Below are 17,295 nucleotides of genomic sequence, written 5' to 3' on the forward strand. Positions count from 1 at the left end.
GCCGTCGTGTACATCGCAACCGCAAGACAAGCCCCGGCTTCGGGTGGCACCGGCAGGATCGCGGGGAACGTCCTCGCGCTGGGCGCGGTGTCCCTGCTCACGGACGTCTCGTCCGAGATGGTCACCGCCATCCTGCCGCTGTACCTCGTGCTGGGACTGGGGTTCTCCCCGCTGCAGTTCGGTGTGCTCGACGGCATCTACACCGGTGTGACAGCGCTCGTTCGCGTTGTCGGCGGTCACGCTGCGGACCGCTGGCAACGGCGCAAGTTCGTCGCCGGACTCGGGTACGGGATCTCGGCGCTGGGCAAGCTCGGCCTGCTCGCCGCCGGGACCTCGGCCACCGCGATGGGGCTCGTGCTGGCCGGGGACCGGACCGGCAAGGGCTTGCGCACCGCGCCGAGGGACGCGCTGATCACATTGAGCAGCGAACCCTCGGCGCTCGGACGGGCCTTCGGTGTCCATCGCGCCATGGACACCGTCGGCGCGTTCCTCGGTCCACTGCTGGCGTTCTGTCTGCTGTGGACGCTCCCGGCCCGCTACGACGTGGTGTTCGTGGTGAGCTTCTGCTTCGCCGCGGTGGGTTTTCTGGTTCTGGTGCTGTTCGTGCGGGATCACCGGGACGTGCTGCCACGCGTCGCGGTGTCGCTGCGATCGGCGTTCGGGTTGTTGCGGTCCAGGCCGTTCCGGCGGGTCTGCCTGGTCGCGTGCGGTCTCGGGTTCCTGACACTCGGCGACGGGTTCATCTACCTGCTGCTGCAGAAGAAGCTCGACGTCGAGGTCGCGTACATCGCACTGCTGCCTCTCGGTACGGCCGGCGTGTACCTGCTCGCCGCCGTGCCGCTGGGGTCACTGGCCGATCGCGTGGGCCGGTGGAAGATCTTCCTCGTCGGGCATCTCGCCCTGCTCGGCGCGTACGTGCTGCTGGCCGGTGTCTCCGGGATCTCTCTGCTGGTCGGCGTTCTCGTGCTGCACGGGCTGTTCTACGCGTGCACGGACGGCGTGCTGATGGCCGTGGCCGGGCCGATGATCCCCGACGAGCTGCGCACGTCCGGCCTGGCCCTGCTCCAGACCGGACAGGTGCTGGCCCGTGCGAGCTCTTCCGTTCTCTTCGGTGCTCTTTGGACGTGGTTCGCTTGGTGAGGATCCTGATCGTCGTCGTCGCCGTGATCGCGCTGGGCGCCGGTGCCACCGCCTACGCCCTGCGCACTCCCGGCGCCGTGTCCGTCGCGGTGGAGGAGGGGCCGGTCGAGCTGTCGTCCGGGCGGCTGCTGTTCGTGGACGAGGTGAGCGGTCGTGTCGCCTCGGTGCCGTTGAGCGATCCTTCTGCCGCGCGCCGGGTGAGCTCGTTGTCCTGCAAGCGTTTCTACACCTCTGCCGGGCGGGGGCTGTGTCTGGCGGACGCGTCCGGTCCGCTGCCGGGGGCGGCTGCCGTGTTCGTCGACCGCGGGCTGGCGGAGCAGCGGCGCGTCGAGGTGGACGGCGTGCCGAACCGCGCCAAGCTGTCGGCGGACGGGCGGATGGCGTCGTGGACGACGTTCGTCACCGGTGACTCGTACTCGCAGGCGGGGACGTTCTCGACGCGGACCGCGATCCTGGACACCGAGACCGAGGTCTACGCCAGCAACATCGAGGGCACCCGGATCGCCGGCATGAAGACGGTCAACGACATGAACTTCTGGGGCGTGACGTTCGCGGCGGACGACCGCACTTACTTCGCGACGATGAGCACCGCCGGGAAGACGTACCTGATCCAGGGCGACGCGGTCGACGAGTCGGCGAAGTCGTTGCGGGAGAACGCCGAATGCCCGTCCCTGTCACCGGACGGCAAGCGCGTGGCGTTCAAGAAGCGCGTGCCCGGCGACGGCGCGCGGCCGTGGCGGCAGCACGTGCTGGACCTGACCACGATGGTGGAGACACCCCTGGCCGAGACACGGGGGATCGACGACCAGGTCGTGTGGCTCGACAACGACACCATCGCCTACGGCCTGCCGGGCGAGGGCATCTGGGCCGTGCAGGCGAACGGGGAGGGCGCGCCGCGGCAACTGGTGCCGCACGCGTCCTCCCCGTCCGTTGCCCTCGGTTAGCGGTTGGCGCGGTTGATCGCGCTCACGATCGCGCGGAAGCTCGCCGCGACCGTGGACGAGTCGATGCCGACGCCCCACAGCACGCGGTCGCCTACCGCGCATTCGACGTAGGCGGCCGCGCGGGCGTCGTCACCGGCGGACAGCGCGTGCTCGGCGTAGTCCAGCACCCGCACGTCGTAGCCCACCGAGGCGAGCGCGTCGACGAACGCGGCGATCGGACCGTTGCCCGAGCCCGTGATCTCCTGCTGGTCGCCGTCGATCATGAGCGTCGCGGTGATCTCCTCGCGGCCGCTGCCGTCCGAGCTCGCGCGGTGCTTCAGCAGGTACAGCGGCACCCGGCCGTGCAGGTACTCCTCCGCGAAGGCGTCCCACATCTCCTTCGGGTTGATCTCGCCGCCCTGTGAGTCGGTGACCTCCTGGATCACCTTCGAGAACTCGATCTGCAGGCGCCGCGGCAGGTCCAGGTGGTGCTCCTGCTTCATCAGGTACGCCACGCCGCCCTTGCCGGACTGCGAGTTGACCCGGATGACGGCCTCGTAGTTGCGGCCGACGTCCTTCGGGTCGATCGGCAGGTACGGGACCTCCCACTCGAAGTCGTCGACGTGCTGGCCCGCGTCCTTGGCGTCGGCCTCCAGGGCCTCGAAGCCCTTCTTGATCGCGTCCTGGTGGGACCCGGAGAACGCGGTGAAGACCAGGTCGCCGCCGTACGGGTGGCGTTCGGGGACCGGCAGCTGGTTGCAGTACTCGACGGTGCGGCGGACCTCGTCGATGTCGCTGAAGTCGATCTGCGGGTCGATGCCCTGGCTGAACATGTTCATGGCCAGCGTGACCAGGCAGACGTTGCCGGTGCGCTCACCGTTGCCGAACAGGCAGCCCTCGATGCGGTCGGCCCCGGCCAGGTAGCCGAGCTCGGCCGCCGCGACGCCGGTGCCGCGGTCGTTGTGCGGGTGCAGGCTCAGGATGATGGCCTCGCGGTTGGCGAGGTTCCTGGACATCCATTCGATGCTGTCCGCGTAGACGTTCGGGGTGGCCATCTCGACGGTGGCCGGCAGGTTGATGATCAGCGGCTTCTCGGGCGTCGGCTGGATGACCTCCTGGACCGCGTTGCAGACCTCCAGGGCGTAGCTGAGCTCGGTGCCCGTGTAGGACTCGGGGGAGTACTCGTACCGGAAGTCGGTCTCGGGGTAGTCCTGCTCCTGCTGCTTGGCGAACTTCGCCGCGTCCACCGCGATCTTCTTGATGCCGTCCCGGTCGCTGCGGAACACCACGCGGCGCTGCAGGATCGACGTCGAGTTGTAGAAGTGGACGATCGCCTTGTTCGCTCCGCGCAGGGACTCGAACGTCCTCGCGATCAGCTCTTCGCGGCACTGGGTCAGGACCTGGATCGTGACGTCGTCCGGGACGGCGCCGTCCTCGATGATCTCGCGGACGAAGTCGAAGTCGGTCTGGCTCGCGGCCGGGAAACCGACCTCGATCTCCTTGAAGCCCATGCGGACCAGCAGGTCGAACATCTTGCGCTTGCGGGCCGGGGACATCGGGTCGATCAGGGCCTGGTTGCCGTCCCGCAGGTCCACCGCACACCAGAGAGGGGCGGTGGTGGTCTTCTTGGTCGGCCAGGTGCGGTCCGGTACGTCGATGACCTCCACCAGCTCGTGGAACGGGCGGTAGCGGTGGAACGGCATGCTGCTGCCCAGCTGGCGGTTCCACGACTGCTGCGTGTCCGGGGCAGGGCGGGAGGGCTTGCGGATCCGGCTGGTGCCCGAGGAGTAGGCGTCTGCCGATTCGGCCGGAGTGGTGGTGAATGCCTCGTTGGAGGTCATGGGGGTTGTGCTCCTGCGGGTCGTTTACGGGAACGACCGGCGGCAACGCTGAGTCCCGCGACGGGGGGCCGGTCTGATCAGACCCCGTCACGGCAGCGAAGCAGGAGGGAACGCCACACGTCGGACAGACTAGTCACAGATCTGGGTCGGATGGAACTTGTAGACCGGATCGTGGGACGCCTCGGTCGGCCTCTGTCCCGTTCTCCGCCCATCTGAGAGGGAGCCCCACCGCTCGCAGCGCCTGGCGAAGACAGCTTGTTTTCGGCTTCGCAGGTGGGTTGACGTGCTCGTTCGCGCACGGGTACGGGAAGCAGGTCAACTTGCAAGTTTTGGCCTGCCCGTACCTGGGAAAAGTTCACGTATGGCCAGATTACGTACTTCCAGTGGCCGCGGCACGGCTTCGCGCGTGATCAGCGGCATCGGCGCTCTCTTCGCCCTCATCGAGGTGCTGTACATCCTGATGATCGTGTTGGGCGCGAACCAAGGGAACGCGTTCTTCAAGTTCGTCCAGTCCCTAGCCGAGCCTCTTGCGCTCTTCTTCCCCGGTCTCTTCGCAACGGGCAACTACAACCTCGACGTCTTCCTCAACTACGGTCTCGCCGCCGTGTTCTGGCTGGTCGTGACTGGTTTGCTTGCGCGTGCGGTGTCGCGCTACTGAGTAGTAGATTCCGGCGGTATGCGGACGCGTGTGGTCGGTATCGCCGCCGGAGTCATCAGCTGGGTCGGCCTTGCGCTGGCGGTCGTGCTCGTCGTTCACGTCGTGCTGACCGTCGGCGGGGCCAATCCCGGCAACGTCATCACCAGCACGGTCGCCTCCGTCGCGGAGCCGACCGCGTTGGCGTTCAAGGACCTGTTCAGTCCCTCTGACGCCAAGCTCCGGGTGATCGTCAACTTCGGGCTGGCCGCGTTGTTCTGGCTCGGCGTTCGAGCGATCGTCCTTAAGCTCGTTAGGCGCCTGAACTAGGTTCGTGAACATGGCGCGCGACGACTTTTGCAACAGCTGTGGCACTCAGTACGCCGACACGGCTGCTTACCCGCGTGGGTGCGGTAGCTGTGGGCACATGGTGTGGGCCAACCCCTCGCCTGTCGTGGTGTTGCTGGTGCCGGTGAAGGACGGGCCCCGCACCGGGTTGCTGACGGTGCGCCGGGCGATTCCTCCCGTGGGCGAGCTGGCGTTCGTCAGCGGGTTCATGGACCGCGGGGAGTCTTGGCAGCAGAGCGCCGTCCGGGAGCTTGAAGAGGAAGCGAACGTGCGGCTCGCGCCGGAGGACCTGCGGCCGTTGCACTTCGTCTCCACGCCGGACGGTGGAACGGTGCTGATGTTCGCCACGGCGCCCGCGATCAACGCCGAGGACATGCCGCCGTTCGTCCCCAACGACGAGGCGTCCGAGCGCACGATCATCTTCGACTGCGTCCCGCTGGCGTTCCCGCTGCACAACGAGGTCGCGACGAAGTACTTCTCAACTGAACTGTGACTCTCCCCAGATGCCGGTGAAGACCGTCTCGCTGAGGGGGAGTCGTGTGCGTTCGCGCTGCTCGCGGGCCTGGAGGTCCTCGGGGAGGTCGGACAGCGTGCCCTGCCGTCCCAGCGCCATGGCCACCAGCGGGCGGGCGTTGCCCGGCATCGCGAACCTCGTGTGGGCGGCCTGAGCGTCGAAGCCGCCCATCATGTGCGCGATCAGGCCGAGGTCGACGGCCTGGAGGGCGATGTTCTCCATCGCGAGGCCCAGTCCGAACTCGACGTTCGGGATGTCGCCCCGGTCGTCGGTGGTGACGACGCAGCCGATCAGCAGGACCGAGGCGCGGAAGGCCCAGGTCCTGTTGCCGCGCGTCAGGGTTTCGAAGATCGCGTCGAACGTCTCGCTGCCCCGGTGGCCCGCGATGAAGCGGGCCGGCTGGGTGTTGCCGTGGGACGGGGCCCAGCGGGCCGCCTCCAGCAGCGTGCGGAGCTCGGCGTCGGACACCGTCGCGTCAGCGTCGAAAGCCCTCGGGCTGCGGCGCTGGGAGATGAGTTCGTTCATCAGATCGCATACTGCCAAACGGCCAGGGAGTAGGCGCCGAACCACGCGCTGAACAGCGTCGCCAGGCCCAGGATCGTGAAGACCGTCGACGGACGGCGGCGCGCCAGGACCAGGGCCAGCGGGAGCAGCAGGGTGAAGGCCGGGAGCAGCAGGCGGGCCTTCGAGTTCATCAGGCCGTTCGAGCCGAGGTCCATGACCAGCACGCCGATGCCGTAGACGACCAGCGGCCACTCCATCCGGCGCTGGAAGGCGTAGAAGACCAGGACGATCGCGAACGCCAGGAGCCAGACCGTGCCGGTCTCGAGGAGCGAGCGCGGGTTGCCGAGGTGGCCCAGGGCGAAGTCCCAGGTGGCGGCGCCGCCGTCGAACTTCGAGCCCCAGCCGCGTTGCTGCACGCCGAACCAGCCCATGACGTCGCCGGTGCGGACGGCCACCCAGCCGAGGTACCCGAGCAGGCCGAGCGGGGCCAGTGCACCGCCCACCCACGCACGCCAGTCCTGCCGGTCCGCGAGCACCGCGACCAGTGCGGCCAGGCCGACCGCGACGATCAGGGCCGCGGCGGTCGGCCGGACGAGACCTGCCGCGGCGCAGCAGACGCCGGCGAGGATCCACCGCTTCTTCACGACGCCGACCAGCGCCCAGACGGCGAACGCGCAGAACGTGGCCTCGGAGTAGGTCATCGACAGCACGACGGCCATCGGGGACGCGGCGAAGAGCGTCACGAAGATCAGGCCCGCGCGCGTCGAGCCGTCGCGGACCACCCGGCCGAGGACGAACAGTCCGTACGCGCAGAAGATGCCGCTGATCAGGCTGACCGCGAAGGCCGCGCCGACGACGTCCACCCCCGGCAGTCCGTCGACCCAGCGGATGAGCGCGGGGTAGCCGGGGAAGAACGCCAGCGGGGTCTCGGCGGTGCGGCGGCCGAACGCGTCGTACGGAGGTGCCGGGACGCCGTTGTAGCCGCCCGACGCGATGCCGAGGAACCAGTCGCCGTCCCACGACCTCAGGTTGTCGATCGAGGTGTCGGTCTTGCCGGTGAGCCCGTTCTGGTACTCGACGACGAGCTGCAGCACGAACAGACCGACCTGGCGGACGATCAGGTAGAGGAGTGCCGGAGCGGTCCAGAGCGCGGCCGGATGTCTGAGCGCATCGGCCATCCGCGAGCGCGCACTGCTCTCAGGCACGGCTGCTGGGGCCTCCACGACATCGGCACTCGACGACACCCGGACAGAGTAGTCACGCGCATCACGGCTCCAGAGTCTCACCAGGTGGTCCGGGTAGGCTGCCTTCGACGTGGGGTTTTAGTCGCGCGAAGGAGGTCAGGTCGGTGGCGCTCGTCGTCCAGAAGTACGGCGGTTCATCGGTTGGGAGTGCCGAGCGGATCAAACGCGTGGCCGAGCGCATCGTCGCGACCAAAAAAGCGGGCAACGACGTCGTGGTCGTCGTGTCCGCCATGGGTGACACGACTGATGAGCTGCTCGACCTCGCCCGCCAGGTCTCGCCGGTGCCGCCCGCACGTGAGCTCGACATGCTCCTCACCTCCGGTGAGCGGATCTCGATGTCGCTGCTCGCGATGGCGATCAACTCGCTCGGCGCCGAAGCGCGCTCGTACACGGGTTCGCAGGCCGGCGTGATCACGACCTCGGCGCACGGCAAAGCCCGGATCATCGACGTGACGCCGAGCCGGATCCAGGACGCGATGTCCGAGGGAGCCATCGTGATCGTCGCGGGCTTCCAGGGCGTCTCCCAGGACTCCAAGGAGATCACCACGCTCGGCCGCGGCGGCAGCGACACCACCGCGGTGGCGCTCGCGGCGGCGACGAAGGCCGACGTGTGCGAGATCTACACCGACGTGGACGGCGTCTACACGGCCGACCCGCGCATCGTGCCGAACGCGAAGAAGCTCGACACGATCACCTACGAGGAAATGCTCGAGATGGCCGCGTGTGGCGCCAAGGTGCTGATGCTCCGCTGTGTGGAGTACGCCCGCCGCTACAACGTGCCCGTGCATGTCCGTTCTTCGTTCAGCAACAAGACCGGGACCATCGTGTCCGGTTCAGTGGAGGACCTTCCCGTGGAACAGGCGATGATCACCGGCGTCGCGCACGACCGGTCTGAAGCCAAGATCACCGTGACCGCCGTCCCCGACCACCCCGGCATCGCGGCCAAGATCTTCCGCGTCGTCGCGCAGTCGGAGCTCGACATCGACATGGTCGTGCAGAACGTGTCGCAGGCGGCGTCCGGTCGCACCGACATCACGTTCACGCTGGCCAAGGTCGACGGCCCGCGCGCGGTGGCGGCCCTGGAGAAGTCCCGTGGCGAGATCGGCTTCGACCAGGTCCTCTACGACGAGCACGTCGGCAAGGTGTCGCTGATCGGCGCGGGCATGCGCTCGCACCCCGGCGTCACGGCGACGTTCTGCGAGGCGCTGGCCACGGCCGGCGTCAACATCGACATCATCTCCACCTCGGAGATCCGCATCTCGGTCATCTGCCGCGACACCCAGCTCGACGACGCCGTCCGTGCCCTGCACGACGCGTTCGACCTCGGTGGCGACGAAGAGGCCGTCGTTTACGCAGGGACTGGACGATGACCGCCCCCGTTCTCGCGCTGGTCGGCGCGACCGGTGCCGTCGGCACCGTGATGATCGACATCATCAACACCCGTTCGTCCGTGCCGTGGGGCGAGATCAGGCTGATCGCGTCCCCGCGCTCGGCCGGCAAGAAGATCAACGTGCGCGGCCAGGACGTCGCGGTCGTCGCGCTCTCGCCCGAGGCGTTCGACGGTGTCGACATCGCGATGTTCGACGTGCCGGACGAGGTCAGCGCCGAGTGGGCGCCGATCGCCGTCGAGCGCGGCGCGGTCGCGATCGACAACTCCGGCGCGTTCCGGATGGACGCCGACGTGCCGCTGGTCGTGCCCGAGGTGAACGCGGACCAGATCAACTCCCGTCCGCGCGGGATCATCTCGAACCCGAACTGCACGACGCTGTCGATGATGGCGTCGCTGGGCGCACTGCACCGCGAGTTCGAGCTCAAGGAACTCGTCGTGGCCTCCTACCAGGCCGCTTCCGGTGCCGGTCAGTCCGGCATCGACCGCCTGTACGCCGAGATCGCGGCGCTGGCGGGCAAGGAGTCCGGTGTGTCCAGGGGTGACGTGGCCGAGGCGCTCGCCGCCGCCGGTCTGTCCGCCGAGGACTCGCCGTTCCCGGCCCCGCTCGCGCTGAACGTGGTGCCGTGGGCCGGTTCGCTCAAGGACGGCGGCTGGTCGTCCGAGGAGCTGAAGGTCCGCAACGAGGCCCGCAAGATCCTCGGCATCCCGGACCTGAAGGTCTCCGCGACCTGCGTCCGCGTCCCGGTCGTCACGACCCACTCGCTGTCCGTCCACGCGACGTTCGCCCGCGAGATCACGGTCGAGGCCGCGCACAAGATCTTCGAGTCGCAGCCGACGATCGTGCTGGTCGACGACCCGGCCGCGCAGAAGTTCCCGACGCCCGCGGACACCGTGGGCGAGGACCCGACGTACGTGGGCCGCGTGCGCCAGGCGCTGGACTTCCCGAACACGCTGGACTTCTTCGTGTGCGGTGACAACCTGCGCAAGGGTGCCGCGCTCAACACCTACGAGGTCGCGGAAGAGCTCGCGAAGCGCCTCTAGCCGATCGAGTCCCGTGTCGCCGCCAGGCCCCCGGTAGGGTCTGGCGGCGATGGGGGACATTGAGTGGGTGAGGCCGCCTCGGCTCGCAGAAGTCGTGGCCGCCTATCAGGGTTTCGCTTTCGGTGCGGGTGTCCGAACAGGACTCGTCGGCCAGCTGGTCGCGTGTTCGGCGGAGGACCCGGCGGAAGCTCTGGCGCAGTGGGCCTCGAAGCCCGGCGTGCAGGCCGATCTGGTGTCCCGGCAGGGTGCCCGTGACCTGGTCAAGAACTCCTTCCGCGGCACGGTGAGGTCGCAGGGCCCCGGAGCGTTGGTCTGGGCGCTGCCCGCCGCCGTCCAACGGCTCGACGCGGACCGGATCCGTGAGCTCGTCGCGCTCACCCACGGCCCGGACTCGCCGGCCGCAGACGCCGTGATCCTGCTGGCCACGCACCTCTTCACGCCTTCCGCGCTCGACCCGCCCGAGGCCGACCCCTGCACCGCCGCGGGTGCGCTGGCGCAGGCCGTTCGCGGTGAAGGCCGTGGTGTCGCGCGGGCCATCGCCGGTGCGCTCGAGGGCGGACCCGAGCACGACGTCCGGCTCGTGGCCGAAGAGCTGTACCGGAGGTCGTGGTGAGCCCGTTGACGCCGATGGAACAGCTGCTGCACGACCACGAGGGCGACGTGGAGGGTTTCGGGCACCACGCCGTGCACGGCGAGCTGCTCATCCCCGGCGAAGCTCTGATGACCGAGGCCGACGTCCTGCACGTCTACACCGACGAGTCGCGGCTGCCGGCGGGCGTCGAGCAGTGGATCCGGGTGCCGGTGCACACGATCCTGAGCAGGCTGGTGGCGTCGAAGCCGCGGCTGCACGTCAACCCGGGCCTGCCGTTCGAGGCCGAGTTCGACTTCGTGGAGCTGGCCGGCGCCGCCGCGGAGCACATGCGGATCTGCGGGTGCGGCGAACGGCCCTCCGCCACGCGGGAGGCCAGCCGGTGGGTCGACGGCGGCGGTCGCCGGTTCTTCGTGGTGCCGCACCAGAGCTCACGGCTGCGCGGCTGCCTGATCGGCGGCGCGATCGGTGACGCGCTGGGCGCCGACACCGAGAACCTGCCGATGGAGGTCGTCCGCGAACGCCACGGCCCGGACGGCATCACCGACCTGCCAGAGAAGCCGGACATCACCGACGACACCCAGATGACGCTGTTCACGTTCGAGGCGGTCATCCGGTCGCACGTGCGGGAACGGATCACCGGCGAACGCGAGCTCACCGCCGTCACGCAGAACGCGTACCAGCGTTGGCTGCACACGCAGAAAACGCCGTGGCACGAGGCACGCGGTCCCCACTCCACTGTGGACGAACCGGACGGCTGGCTCGTCGCGCACCGCGACCTCTTCCGCATGAGGGCGCCCGGCCTCACGTGCACGAGCGCGTTGCAGGAGTACGCCCGCACCGGCGAACAGGCCACGATCTCCAAGCCCGTCAACAACTCCAAGGGCTGCGGCGGCGCCATGCGGGTCGCGCCGGTCGCCCTCGCCGACGACGATCCGGCCGCGGTGTTCGCACTCGCGGCGGACAACGCGGCGCTGACGCACGGCCACCCCAGCGGCTACCTGTCGGCGGGCGTGTTCGCCGTCCTGGTGCACCAGCTGTTGCGCGGCAAGGAGGTGCTGGACGCGCTCGACGTCGCCGTCGACTCGCTGGTCCGCCGCGTTGGCCACGAGGAGGTCGTCGCGGGCATCGAGCACGCTCTGGAGCTCGCCGCGCTGGGCAACCCGAGCGTCGACCGCGTCGAGGAGCTCGGCCGTGGCGGTGTCGGCGACACGGCGCTGGCGATCGCGTTGTACTCGGTGCTCGCCACCGACGACCCGAACGAGGCGTTGCTGCTCTCGGTCAACCACGGCGGCGACAACGACTCGACGGCGTCCATGGCGGGCAACCTCGCCGGCGCGCTGTACGGCATCGAGGAGATCCGCCCGGACTGGGTGGAGTGCGTCCAGTTCCGGCAGGTCATCGACCGGATGATCGCGGACTGGGACCTGGAGAGGAGTCCGGCCGCGCCGGTGGGACAGGAGTGGTTCGTCCGCTATCCACCGACCTAGTGGCTCTAGGGTGAATCGCATGGCGGAGAGCGACGATCAGTACGACGCGTTGGGCGCGATCTACGAGCGTGCCAAACACATCCCGACAGGCCTGGCCGAGCGCGCGACGCTGCTGTCCGCGGTCGGTGACCTGCTGGGCCGCTCGGTGCTCGACGTGGCCTGCGGCACCGGGTTCTACGCCCGGCTCTTCCACGACCTGGGCGCGACGCGCGTGGTCGGCGTCGACTCGGCCGGGGAGATGATCGGCTACGCGCGCCACGTCGAACGACGCGAGCAGCGCGGCATCACCTACGAGCAGCACGACGCGACGGCGTTGCCCGTGCTCGGCGAGTTCGACGTCGTGACGGCCGTGTGGCTGCTCGGCTACGCGGACGACGAGCCCGCGCTCGACGCCATGATCGGCAACCTGAAGGCCAACCTCGCGCCCGGCGGCCGGCTCGTCGCGCTGGTGCCGAACCCGGACGCCGACTGGGATCTGCTCGCGCAGTACGGCCGCTACGGCTACGAGGTCACCCGCACGGGTCCGATGAACGTGAAGCAGCCGGTCACGGTGCAGGTGCTGGGCGACCCGCCGTTCGACTTCGACTCCTTCTACTGGGAGCGCGGCGTGTTCGACGCGGCGCTGAGCAGGGCCGGCCTCACCGAGGTCACCCGCCAGCCCGCCGTGACGCCGGACGACGAACGCGGCGACGAGTTCTGGGGCCCGCTGCGGCAGTCCCCGAGCTTCGGCGTCTTCACGGCCGTGCGGGGTGCCGCGTGATCGTTCTCGCGGTGGACCTCGGCACCACGGCGACCAAGGTCGTCGCGGTCGACGCGCAGGCCCGTGTCGTCGCCTCGACCGAACGCGCCTATCCCATGCGCACCAGCGGTCTCGAAGCCACGCACGACCCGCGGCAGGTGCTCGACGCCGCACTCGACGCGGTGCGCGAGCTGGCCTCTGACGACGTGCGCGCGATCGCGTTGACCGGCGCCATGCACTCGATCATGGGTCTGGACGCGTCGCTGACTCCCGTCACGGACGCCCTGAGCTGGGCCGACAACCGCGCGGTCGAGCAGACCGAACGCCTGCGGGGCACGGCCGAGGGGCGTGAGCTGCACCAGCAGACCGGTGCGCCGATCCACTCGTTCACGCCGCTGATGAAGCTCGCCTGGTTCCACGAGAACGGCGTCCGCGCCGCGAAGTGGTGCGAGATCAAGGACTTCGTGCACCTGCACCTGACCGGCGTGCTGGTCAACGAGCACTCGTCGGGCTCCGGCACGGGCCTGATGAACATCCACACCCTGCAGTGGCACGAGCCGTCGCTGGAGTTCGCGGGCGTCACCGCGGACCAGCTCCCGCCGCTGGTCGAACCGACGCACTCGACGCCTCTCACCGCCGTGATCCCCGGACTGCGGCCCGGCATCCCCGTGATCGTCGGCGGTGGCGACGGACCGTTGGGCAACCTCGGTGTCGGCGCCGCCACGCCCGGCGCGGGCGCGGTGTCGCTCGGCACCTCGGGCGCACTCCGCGTGGCCCAGCAGGGGCCCGGTGTCGACGCCGAGGGCCGCACGTTCAGCTACGCCATCGGCGAGGGCCTGTGGGTGCGCGGTGGCGCGATCAGCAACGGTGGCGTGGTCGCCCAGTGGGCCGCGGAGACGTTCAACGTCCCGGTCGGCGAGCTTTTGGGCCAGGCCGCAGACGTGGACTCCGACGGGCTCGTCGCGCTGCCGTACCTGCTGGGCGAACGGGCACCATGGTGGGACCCGACGGCGCACGCCGCGTTGCTCGGCCTCAGGCGCGAACACACCCCTCAGCAGATCACCAAGGCACTGGTCGAGGGTGTGTGTCAGCAGCTGGCGCTCGTGCTGGACGCCGTGCCGAACGTCGACTCGTTGCGGATCACCGGCGGTGCGTTCCGCGCGCCGATCTGGGCCCAGACGCTGGCGAACACGCTCGGCATGCCGTTGCACCTCACCGAGGACAGCGGTGGTTCGGCCGTGGGAGCCGCGCTGCTGGCGTGGCGGGCGTTGGGCGAGATCGAGTCGCTGACCGTCGACCTCGTGCAGCCCGCCCAGACGATCACGCCGGACGAGAAGCTGGTCGAGAGGTACGTGAACGCACGACCGTTCGTCGTGAAGGCCTACCGGGCGCTGGAAGACCTGTACGACGAATCACATCGTTAGCAAAGAAAACCTTTTGCCATCCGGGCGAGGATGACGAGGTGGACCTCGCCCCCTTCAAACACGTTCTGCTGCTGCCCAGAGTGCGGCCCCTGGCGCTGTTGATGTTCTTCGCGAGGATGCCTCCGGCGGCGACCGGCGTGATCCTGACGCTGCACGTCGCGGTCACGCTGGACAGGGGTTACGGGGCGGCGGGGCTCGTCGGGGCGGCGGGCACCATCGGCATGGGGCTCGGCGCCCCGCTGATGGGCAGGCTGATCGACGCGCGAGGTCTGCGGTCGATGCTGGCCGTGAGCGTGACGGCCTCGGCGGCGTTCTGGCTCGCGGCGCCGCTGATGGGCTACTGGACGCTGCTCGTGACGTCGTTCGGCGTCGGGCTGCTGGGCGTGCCGATGATGTCGATCGGCCGGCAGGTCATCACCGCGCTCGTGCCCGAGAGCCAGCGACGGGTCGCGTTGTCGGTCGACTCGATCTCGGTCGAGCTGTCGTTCATGGGCGGGCCCGCGCTCGGCGTGTTCGTCGCGACGAAGTTCTCCACGAACGCCGCGCTGGTGTTCATCGGCGTCTCGATCCTGGTCGCCGGGGCGCTGCTGTACTGGGCGAACCCGCCGATGGTGCACGAGGACGAGGTCGTCGACGGGCCGCAGCCCCGGCTGTTCGAGTGGATGCGCGGGCGGATCGTCGGCGTGCTGGTCGTGTGCGTCGGAGCGACGGTGTGCCTCGCGGGCATGGAGGTCTCCGCGATCGCGTCGCTCGAGCACATCGGCAAGCAGAGCTGGCTCGGCGCGGTGTTCTTCGCGATGTGCGCGGCGTCCATCGTGGGCGGCCTGGTCTACGGCGGCGTGAAGCGGGTGCCGAGCGTGCTGGTGCTGCTGGTCCTCATGGCCGCGTTGGAGATCCCGGTCGGCCTGGGCGATGGCAACGTGCTGCTGCTGTGCCTGCTCCTCGTGCCGATGAACCTCATGTGCGCGCCGTTGATCGCGGCCTCCGGTGAGCACATCAGCCGGCTCGCGCCGCCCACCGCCCGTGGCCTGGCCCTCGGCCTGCAGGGGTCGGCGTTCACCGTCGGCAACGCGATCGGCGCACCCGTCGCGGGCGTCGCGATCGACAGCGGCGGTGCGGCGGCCGGGTTCGCGATCGTCGGCGTGATCGGGCTGCTGGTCGCGGGCGTCGCCTGGCTGCTCGCCCGGCAGAGCAAACCTGTTGCCACCAGGGTGACGATGTCCTCGTGAACCTCGCCCCGTTCAAGTCGGTCCTGGCGCTGCCGGGGGTCCGTCCCCTGATGCTGCTGATGCTCTTCGCCAGGATCCCTCCGACGGCGGCGGGCGTCACGGTGACGCTGCACGTCGTCACCACGCTCGACAAGGGCTACGCGGCCGCCGGCACGGTGGGCTTCGCGACCATGGTCGGCCTCGGCCTCGGGTCGCCGTTGATGGGCAAGCTCGTCGACAGCAAAGGCCTGCGGTTCGTGCTCGCGCTGAGCCTGCTCGAAGGCGCGTTCTGGGTGACGGCACCGCTGATGGACTACTACGTGCTGCTCGTGCTCGCGTTCGCCAACGGGCTCGTCGCGGTGCCGGTGATGTCGATCGGACGGCAGGCGCTCACCGCGATCGTGCCCGAACCTCAACGCAGGCCGGCGTTCTCGCTGGACTCGATCTCGGTCGAGCTGTCGTTCATGGTCGGGCCCGCGGCGGGCGTGCTGATCGCGACGAAGTTCTCGACCGGCACGGCCCTGGTCGTGATCGGCCTGTCGATCCTGACCGCGAGCGCCGTGCTGTTCCTCGTGAACCCGGTGCTGCTGCACGAGGACGACGTCGTCGAAGGGCCGCCGCCGCGGCTGAAGGAGTGGCTGCGCGGGCCGATGATCGCCGCGTTGATCATCCCGTTCGGCGCCACGATGGTGTTGTCGGGCATGGAGATCTCGGCGATCGCCTCACTGGAGCGCACCGGTCAGCAGAGCTGGCTCGGGCTGATCTTCTTCGTGATGTGCGCGGCCTCGGCCCTCGGCGGACTCTTCTACGGGACTCTCAAACGCGTGCCGACCGGAGTGTTCCTGCTCGCGTGCATGGCGTTGCTGGAGATACCGGTCGGCCTCGGCGACGGCCACGTGTGGCTGCTGGCGCTGGCCCTCATCCCGATGAACCTCGCCTGCGCGCCGACGATCACGGCGTCGTCCGAGCTGATCGCCAAGAGCGCGCCGCCCACGGCACGCGGGCTGGCGCTGGGACTGCAGGGCTCCGCGTTCACGTTCGGCGTCGCCGCGGGTCAGCCGCTCGCGGGAGTCGCTGTGGACCACAGCGGACCCCCGCTCGGCTTCGTCGTCGCCGGAGTCGCCGGACTGCTCGTCGCCGGCGTCGGCTGGGTGCTGTCGCGGCAGCGTCAGGCGGTCTCGGCCACGTCCTGATCGGAGTTCGCCAGCGCGAAGCCGGTCCGCAGCGCGCCGACGGCCTCGGACACGGCCTCGCGGAAGATCCCGCCGATGCCGAGCACGTTCGCGAAGCCGTGGAACAGGCCCTCGTGCCTGCGCAGCACGACCGGCACGCCCTCGGCGGCCAGCCGTTCCGCGAACGCCTCGCCCTCGTCGCGCAACGGGTCGTAGCCCGCCGTCGCGATGTAGGTCGGGGGAAGGTTCGACAGGTCCTCGGCCAGCATGATCGACAGCCGCGGGTCGTGCCGGTCCTTGCCGCCCTCGGTGTACTGGTCGAGGAACCAGTCCATCTTCTCGTCGGTCAGGAAGAACCCGTTGCCGAAGACGTCCCGCGACCGGCGGCGCACCGACGCGTCCACACCGGGGTAGAAGAGCAGCAGGAACGCGAGATCGACCTCGGAGGCGTGCGCGGTCACCGCGGCCAGGTTGCCGCCCGCGCTGTCGCCGCCGAGCGCGATCCGCTTCGGGTCGATGCCCAGGTCCTCGGCCTTCGCGACGGCGTAGCGCAGCACCTCGGCGGCGTCGTCGGCCGCGGCGGGGAACGGCGCCTCGGGAGCGAGCCGGTAGTCGGCCGCCAGCACCCGCACGCCCGCCTCCTTCGCGAGGAACCGGCACAGCTGGTCGTGGCTGTCGAGGCTTCCGGTGACCCAGCCGCCACCGTGGTAGAAGATCAACAACGGGGAGCCGGCCGGCAGCAGCCGCGGTATGTAGAGCCGGCCCGCGAACTCGCCGATCGTGAGGTCCCGCGCACCCACTCCGGTGATCTTCGGGCCGGAGACGAGCTTCGAACTCAACTCCAGGTCTAGCCGGCTCTCGGAAGCTGTCCTCGTGCGCCAGTCCGTCCCCGACAGCTGCTGGAGCTTGAGCAGCAGCTGGGCCTCCGGGTGCAGGTACTGGCCGTCCAGGTAGATCGGGGTACCGGCGATGAGCCGGCGCACCGGGCCGGGGAGACCGAACGCGAAGCGCAGTGCACCGGCCAGTACGCCGGCCCGGAAGTTCGACATGTGTTTCAGGTTACTAGCGAGTAGCCCTGGATCTCCAGTTATCTG

Annotated in this window: 17 protein-coding genes; 13 read left to right on the forward strand and 4 right to left on the reverse strand. The window is 69.4% G+C overall.

Features of this window, described 5'->3' with window-relative positions; all coding sequences use genetic code 11:
- Nucleotides 1-6: 6 nt before the first annotated feature.
- On the forward strand, nucleotides 7-1,140 hold the full coding sequence (locus ACWF7A_RS37970; protein WP_452255332.1) for an MFS transporter: 1,134 nt from the start codon (nucleotides 7-9) through the stop codon (nucleotides 1,138-1,140).
- Complete coding sequence (locus tag ACWF7A_RS37975; protein ID WP_452255333.1) at nucleotides 1,137-2,084, forward strand: hypothetical protein; 948 nt, start codon at nucleotides 1,137-1,139, stop codon at nucleotides 2,082-2,084. The genes ACWF7A_RS37970 and ACWF7A_RS37975 overlap by 4 nt, the downstream gene beginning before the upstream one ends.
- On the opposite strand, the gene leuA is transcribed toward ACWF7A_RS37975, so the two are convergent.
- Nucleotides 2,081-3,904: a 2-isopropylmalate synthase gene (gene leuA, locus ACWF7A_RS37980; protein ID WP_452255334.1), complete on the reverse strand. Its 1,824-nt coding sequence runs from the start codon at nucleotides 3,902-3,904 to the stop codon at nucleotides 2,081-2,083. The genes ACWF7A_RS37975 and leuA overlap by 4 nt on opposite strands.
- Nucleotides 3,905-4,265: 361 nt before the next feature.
- Between leuA and ACWF7A_RS37985 the strand changes: the two genes are divergently transcribed.
- The 3 genes from ACWF7A_RS37985 (at nucleotide 4,266) to ACWF7A_RS37995 (ending at nucleotide 5,379) form a co-directional block, all read left to right on the forward strand.
- Nucleotides 4,266-4,562 (forward strand): hypothetical protein, encoded by a 297-nt coding sequence (locus ACWF7A_RS37985; protein ID WP_452255335.1) that lies wholly within the window; start codon nucleotides 4,266-4,268, stop codon nucleotides 4,560-4,562.
- 18 nt (nucleotides 4,563-4,580) lie between these two features.
- On the forward strand, nucleotides 4,581-4,868 hold the full coding sequence (locus ACWF7A_RS37990) for a hypothetical protein (RefSeq protein ID WP_452255336.1): 288 nt from the start codon (nucleotides 4,581-4,583) through the stop codon (nucleotides 4,866-4,868).
- A gap of 97 nt (nucleotides 4,869-4,965) precedes the next feature.
- A complete protein-coding gene (locus ACWF7A_RS37995) occupies nucleotides 4,966-5,379 on the forward strand; it encodes an NUDIX domain-containing protein (RefSeq protein ID WP_189156411.1) in 414 nt (137 codons plus the stop codon).
- Here the strand turns inward: ACWF7A_RS37995 and ACWF7A_RS38000 are convergent.
- A complete protein-coding gene (locus tag ACWF7A_RS38000; RefSeq protein ID WP_452255337.1) occupies nucleotides 5,365-5,925 on the reverse strand; it encodes a nitroreductase family protein in 561 nt (186 codons plus the stop codon). The two genes, ACWF7A_RS37995 and ACWF7A_RS38000, sit on opposite strands and share 15 nt — an antisense overlap.
- Nucleotides 5,925-7,109 (reverse strand): hypothetical protein, encoded by a 1,185-nt coding sequence (locus tag ACWF7A_RS38005; RefSeq protein WP_452255338.1) that lies wholly within the window; start codon nucleotides 7,107-7,109, stop codon nucleotides 5,925-5,927. Before ACWF7A_RS38005 ends, ACWF7A_RS38000 begins: the two co-directional genes overlap by 1 nt.
- Before the next feature lie 143 nt (nucleotides 7,110-7,252).
- On the opposite strand from ACWF7A_RS38005, the gene ACWF7A_RS38010 reads away from it, so the two are divergent.
- From ACWF7A_RS38010 to ACWF7A_RS38045, 8 genes are read left to right on the forward strand one after another with little or no spacing between them, the layout of a single operon-like run.
- Nucleotides 7,253-8,518, forward strand: coding sequence for an aspartate kinase (locus ACWF7A_RS38010; protein WP_452255339.1), 1,266 nt, complete (start codon nucleotides 7,253-7,255; stop codon nucleotides 8,516-8,518).
- A complete protein-coding gene (locus ACWF7A_RS38015; protein WP_452255340.1) occupies nucleotides 8,515-9,579 on the forward strand; it encodes an aspartate-semialdehyde dehydrogenase in 1,065 nt (354 codons plus the stop codon). The genes ACWF7A_RS38010 and ACWF7A_RS38015 overlap by 4 nt, the downstream gene beginning before the upstream one ends.
- Nucleotides 9,580-9,628: 49 nt before the next feature.
- Nucleotides 9,629-10,192, forward strand: a complete 564-nt coding sequence (locus ACWF7A_RS38020) for a hypothetical protein (RefSeq protein ID WP_452255341.1) — start codon at nucleotides 9,629-9,631, stop codon at nucleotides 10,190-10,192.
- Nucleotides 10,189-11,658 carry an ADP-ribosylglycohydrolase family protein gene (locus ACWF7A_RS38025; RefSeq protein WP_452255342.1) on the forward strand — a complete coding sequence of 490 codons (1,470 nt, stop codon included), beginning with the start codon at nucleotides 10,189-10,191 and terminating at the stop codon, nucleotides 11,656-11,658. Before ACWF7A_RS38020 ends, ACWF7A_RS38025 begins: the two co-directional genes overlap by 4 nt.
- Before the next feature lie 19 nt (nucleotides 11,659-11,677).
- The gene (locus tag ACWF7A_RS38030; protein WP_452255343.1) at nucleotides 11,678-12,418 is read left to right on the forward strand and encodes a class I SAM-dependent methyltransferase; all 741 of its coding nucleotides are present in this window, start codon (nucleotides 11,678-11,680) and stop codon (nucleotides 12,416-12,418) included.
- Complete coding sequence (locus ACWF7A_RS38035; RefSeq protein ID WP_452255344.1) at nucleotides 12,415-13,821, forward strand: gluconokinase; 1,407 nt, start codon at nucleotides 12,415-12,417, stop codon at nucleotides 13,819-13,821. Before ACWF7A_RS38030 ends, ACWF7A_RS38035 begins: the two co-directional genes overlap by 4 nt.
- Before the next feature lie 38 nt (nucleotides 13,822-13,859).
- Nucleotides 13,860-15,050 carry an MFS transporter gene (locus ACWF7A_RS38040; RefSeq protein WP_452255345.1) on the forward strand — a complete coding sequence of 397 codons (1,191 nt, stop codon included), beginning with the start codon at nucleotides 13,860-13,862 and terminating at the stop codon, nucleotides 15,048-15,050.
- Nucleotides 15,047-16,222: an MFS transporter gene (locus tag ACWF7A_RS38045; protein WP_452255346.1), complete on the forward strand. Its 1,176-nt coding sequence runs from the start codon at nucleotides 15,047-15,049 to the stop codon at nucleotides 16,220-16,222. The genes ACWF7A_RS38040 and ACWF7A_RS38045 overlap by 4 nt, the downstream gene beginning before the upstream one ends.
- On the opposite strand, the gene ACWF7A_RS38050 is transcribed toward ACWF7A_RS38045, so the two are convergent.
- Nucleotides 16,198-17,250, reverse strand: coding sequence for an alpha/beta hydrolase (locus tag ACWF7A_RS38050; protein WP_452255347.1), 1,053 nt, complete (start codon nucleotides 17,248-17,250; stop codon nucleotides 16,198-16,200). The genes ACWF7A_RS38045 and ACWF7A_RS38050 overlap by 25 nt on opposite strands.
- Nucleotides 17,251-17,295: the final 45 nt, after the last annotated feature.

The organism is Lentzea sp. NPDC055074 (assembly GCF_053608005.1).